We start from the raw sequence: 4,086 nt of genomic DNA, 5'->3' as shown, positions 1-4,086 counted from the left end.
GTGCAGGGCGACGTGGCGAAGCTCGCCGACCTCGATCGCCTCTACGCCACCATCAAGCAGCAGCAAGGGCGCATCGACGTGCTCTTCGCCAATGCGGGCGGGGGCGAGATGCTGCCCCTTGGCTCCATCACCGAGGCGCACTACGACCAGATCTTCGGCACCAACGTGAAGGGCTTGCTCTTCACCGTGCAGAAGGCGCTGCCCCTCCTGGTCGACGGCGCCTTCGGTGATCCTCACCTCGTCCAACGTATGCATCAAGGGCACTCCCGCGTTCAGCGTCTACAGCGCCTCGAAGGCCGCGGTGCGCAACTTCGCCCGGAGCTGGACGCTCGACCTTAAGACCCGCGGGATTCGCGTGAACGTCATCAGCCCCGGCCCGATCAAGACGCCCGGCGTAGTCGATCTGGCGGGCCCCGACGCAACGCAGCAACAGGGCCTACTCGACTATATGGCCTCGGACCAGGACCGCGTTTCTGTCGAACTCATGAGTTCATCGCCAGGACAAGCGTTCCTGCCTGCGAGGCGCCGCACGTCTCCCGTTCAGGCGGCGGTTGCCGTCTTGCGAAGTCGCTCGTGCATGAGCTCGAAGGCCTTGACAGGCGCATGCTCGGGTTCCTTGCCAGTTGAGAGCTGCCCGAGGATCAGGCCCGCGATCTCGATCCCCTGCTGCCAGCATTCCTCGTGCAGACCCGAGCCATAGGTCCAGCCGCCCGCGTAATAGAGGCCTGACTTGCCCTGCTGCAGCTTGATGTCGGCCTGCGCCTGGATACAGGCAAAGTCGAAGACGTTATGGTGGAGATAGGTAAACGCCTCCCGCTGGTATTCGTCTTTCAGCACCATCTCCTCGCGGATCGGCAGGTGAGGGTTCACCGAGACAAAGAATTGCGGCAGGCCGAACTTGTCATATTCGGGATTGGCTGCATCGTTCTGGTGGCGGTTCGCGACATAGTTGATCACGTAGGGCTTCATCGCAACCGAACCGGGCTGATGAATGACGATGTTATAGGTGCACCAGGCATTCTGATCGACCGGCAAAAGCCGTGCGTCGACATGTGCGACGCTGATCGCCGTCTCATAGGTGATCTGCGACATGATATTCGAGACCTGAGGCGAGATCGTCTTCAGAAGCTTCAGCGCATCGTTGGCGTGGCTCGCAATCACCACCAGGTCGGGCTGATACTGCTCCATTGGTGATATGCTATTGGTCACTTTCCAGCCGGTGCTGTCACGGCTCACCACAGCCGGGAAATCGGTGACGAGCTTTACGCCGAGCGTCTGCGCCATGTAGTCCGTCAGCCGGTCGATCCAGTGGCTCGTTCCACCGACGAAATACATCCGGTTCGCCGGCTTCCCGCCTGCGCCCTCTTGGATCTTGTAATAGTGCATGACCGAATAGAACGGCATCCTTCGCGGGCCAAGTTCGCTCGACGTGAAATACATGCCGTTGACGCGCGGATAAATGACCCACGGGCCGAGGCGTGGATCCCATCCCCGCTCTTGCGACTTTTCGTCGATATATCGCTCGAGCGTGTACTCGTGGTATTTGGGGTTGTCGCCGTCCATGCCTCCGGCGCTCATGAAGTCGTCGACCGAAGCCTTCAGCTTGGGGTCCATACCCGTGCCCCACCAAGGGGTTGCGTTGTCGGTAAAGAACAGCGAGCCGTCGCCGGTATAGTAGCTCGTGGTGTCCTCCAGATTGCGATAGTCCTTGCCTTCGACGAAGCCGATTTCGGTCATGACCTCGTCAATGTCGTTATAGGCGGATTTGTTAAAGTCGTTGACGCCGAGATCGGCCCAGCGGCGCATCTCGCCCTGCGGGCCTTCGCCGAAGGAGAAGTGCATGGTGTCAGCATTGCCGCCGAAACGGCCCAGGGCTTCAAATACCAGCACTTCGGGCAACTGAAGGCCAAGCTTTTTCGCCTGCTTCTTCAGCTCATAGGCCACCGCGAGGCCACCAATTCCGCCACCGATCACTGCAACTTTCATCAGGCTCCCTCCATTTTGCGCCGCGGACAACCCGTCGGCGTCAAGCGATAGAATTAGGCGCGCGCTGATCGCGACGGGGCTTCACCCGAGGCGAGCGCTGCGTCGATGCCGGGAATAGCGGCGAGCAGGCACGCGGTTTCGGCGTCAGCCCGCAAGTGCCGAAGGCGGTCGCGCGCATCGATCCCCTCGGCAGCGTCGGCAAGCGCGCGCCCCCGCGTAATGAAGAAATCCGACCAAGGCGTCGGCTCCGGGGCCGTGTATTCGGCCAGAAGATCAGCGTAACGGCGGACCTCGGGCCATTCCCCTGCCGCAGCGCAGGCATCCATCGCGTAGCGATAGAAACGGTAGTAGTTGTGACCAACCGCTCCCGTGGCGAGGACCGCTTCGCCCTCGGCAAGGGCCTCCCGGCGCCGCGCCGGATCCGAAGTTGCGCGTGCAACGGTCGAGAGCACCCAAGGCCCTATGAACGACATCGCGCCGAGGTTTCGGACTTTCACAAGGGTGCCCTCGGCGATTTCCACCGCCTCAGCCCACCGGCCTTCGGCCAGGCATATGCGGGCACTTGTTTCTTCGAGGAAGGGCTCGAAGCGCTTGGCGCCGAAACGCGCGGCGGTGGCAAGACCGAGGTCTATCTCGATTTGCGCGGCCGCCATCTGGCCCATGGAGACAAGGATCCAGCCGGCCGTCAGGCGCGAGACGATCTCGGCCCGATCATGGCCGACCTTTGACGCCAGCTGGGCCGAGGCGAGCGCTTCCTGCAGCGCCCGTTCCGTATCGTTCATGTAGATCTTGACGGTCGCGAGCATGAAGCGGTTGGCTGCCTCCACCGCCCCAAGCTGGTATTCCTCACAGAGCGCGAGGCACTGCTCGATCACTCTGTGCGCCGTGAACATGCGCCCGCGGGCGTAATGCGCGTCGCCAAGCCCGCTCAGGGCGAGCGCCCTGCGCTCCGGGCTGCCCGCGCGCTCGGCGTATTCGAGCGACTTCTCGTGCTCTCTGAGGCAGCCATCGAGCCGCCCTCTCGGGAAATGGAGGTTCCCGCGGAAATAGTGGAGTTCGCTGAGTTCGAGAGGGAGGTCAGCCTCCTGGGCGATTGCCTCGGCCTCGTCGAGGACGACGTAGGCATCGTCGATCCGGTCCATGATCCGCATGGCGGCGACAATGCCGATCTTGGCGCGGCAGCGCTCTGCAGGATCGCGCGCAATACCGAGTGCCGCGCCGAAAGCCTCTATCGCCTCGGCGCTGCGGCCAAGGTCGCGCAGCATGTCGCCCTTGAGACGCAAGAGGTCGCCACGGACCTTATGCTCCTCGGCCAATTCGAGCCCTCGCTCGGCGAGCGAGAGGGCTGCTTCCTTGCGGTGCCCCGCGCGCGCGTCCAGCGCAGCCGCAAGGAAGGCGCGGGCCGCTCCGTCATCATTGGCGGCGGCCAGATGTTCGGCATAGAGCACCGCGTCGAGCCACTTGAACCATTCCGCCGCCTTGCGGTGCAGGGCCCGGCGGTCATCGCGCAGGATGGTGCGAACGACCGCGTCGCGGATCAGCGCATGCGCGAAAAGGTATCCCTCCCTGAGCGGCCGGATCAGAGATGCGTCCATGAGCGGCTTTTCGTCATAGACCTCGATTTGCGCCACCGCCGTCACCGCGCCCATCGAGAATCGCTGGCCGAGAATGGCGGCGGCCTGGAGCACCCGGCGATCGACAAGCGAAAGGCGGTCGAGCCGCGCCTGGATGATGCTCTGGATGGATCCGGGCACAGTGTCGTGACCTTGCTCGCGCGCATGGCGCAGGAGCTGGTCGAGGAAGAGCGGATTGCCCTCTGCGCGGGCGACGCATTCGCGGATCACTTCCTCGGTCGGATGATGCATGGCGCGCGCAAGGCGCAGAGCGTCGGCGGCGCTGAGGGGTGTGAGGTCGATCCGACGGAAGCCGGCATCGCGGATGCATGCGCGCCAGTCGTTATCGAGCGGATAACCTTCGGGACGCGCAGTCATGGCAAGCAGGATCGGCGCCTCGGCCGTTTCGGATGCTAGGAATGCGAGCTGGCTCAGCGTTTCGCGCTCTGCCCAGTGTATGTCCTCCATGATCAGCAGGAGCGGCTGC

2 protein-coding genes and 1 pseudogene are annotated in these 4,086 nt (G+C 63.4%); 1 reads left to right on the top strand and 2 read right to left on the bottom strand.

The window, feature by feature from the left end; genetic code table 11:
- Nucleotides 1-457: pseudogene (locus tag AAAC48_RS22660) on the top strand (SDR family NAD(P)-dependent oxidoreductase); the annotation flags it as partial.
- Between the two features lie 83 nt (nucleotides 458-540).
- Here AAAC48_RS22660 and AAAC48_RS22655 read toward each other — a convergent pair.
- Together AAAC48_RS22655 and AAAC48_RS22650 are read right to left on the bottom strand one after the other, a co-directional pair.
- Nucleotides 541-1,986, bottom strand: coding sequence for an NAD(P)-binding protein (locus tag AAAC48_RS22655; RefSeq protein WP_340656355.1), 1,446 nt, complete (start codon nucleotides 1,984-1,986; stop codon nucleotides 541-543).
- A 53-nt stretch (nucleotides 1,987-2,039) separates the two neighbouring features.
- Nucleotides 2,040-4,086, bottom strand: a 2,047-nt coding sequence (locus tag AAAC48_RS22650; RefSeq protein WP_340656354.1) for a hypothetical protein, incomplete at its 5' end; no start/stop codon positions are given.

This window comes from Phyllobacterium sp., assembly GCF_037994405.1.
In the GTDB taxonomy this organism is placed as follows: domain Bacteria; phylum Pseudomonadota; class Alphaproteobacteria; order Rhizobiales; family Rhizobiaceae; genus Phyllobacterium.
The sequence above is the reverse complement of the archived record's forward strand: the minus strand, read 5'-3'. Positions and strand labels throughout refer to the sequence as shown.

Bases quoted from the DNA above. Each gene is read 5' to 3' on its own strand.
- AAAC48_RS22655 (WP_340656355.1), bottom strand. From the start codon at position 1,986: ATGAAAGTTGCAGTGATCGGTGGCGGAATTGGTGGCCTCGCGGTGGCC.